This is a genomic window from Stenotrophomonas genospecies 5 (assembly GCF_054473825.1).
Window position 1 is genome coordinate 1 of the sequence record NZ_JBTMUW010000009.1, and the last position, 533, is coordinate 533.

Sequence of the window (533 nt, forward strand, 5' to 3'; positions counted from 1 at the left end):
CCTGCCTGGCCCTGGTCCAGCAGCTTGCGGAACATTTCCACGCCGGTCACGGTGGTCTTCTGGGTCGGACGGATACCGACGATTTCGATTTCGTCACCGACCTTGATCACGCCGCGCTCGATACGACCGGTCACCACGGTGCCGCGGCCCGAGATCGAGAACACGTCTTCCACCGGCATCAGGAACGGCTTGTCGATCGCACGCTCCGGCTCCGGAATCCAGGTGTCCAGCGCGTCGACCAGCTTCAGGATCGCCGGCACGCCGATCTCGCTCTGGTCGCCTTCCAGCGCCAGGCGGGCCGAACCCGAGATGATCGGGGTGTCGTCGCCCGGGAACTCGTACTTGCTCAGCAGTTCGCGCACTTCCATTTCGACCAGCTCGAGCAGCTCGGCGTCGTCGACCATGTCAGCCTTGTTCAGGAACACCACGATGTACGGCACGCCGACCTGACGCGACAGCAGGATGTGCTCGCGGGTCTGCGGCATCGGGCCGTCAGCGGCCGAGCACACCAGGATCGCGCCGTCCATCTGGGC

At 65.3% G+C, this 533-nt stretch carries 1 protein-coding gene; it reads right to left on the reverse strand.

Annotation, left to right across the window (positions count from 1 at the left end; all coding sequences use genetic code 11):
• The coding region (locus tag ACX9OW_RS20740) for a GTP-binding protein (protein ID WP_459062769.1) at window positions 1-533 on the reverse strand (533 nt) is incomplete at both ends.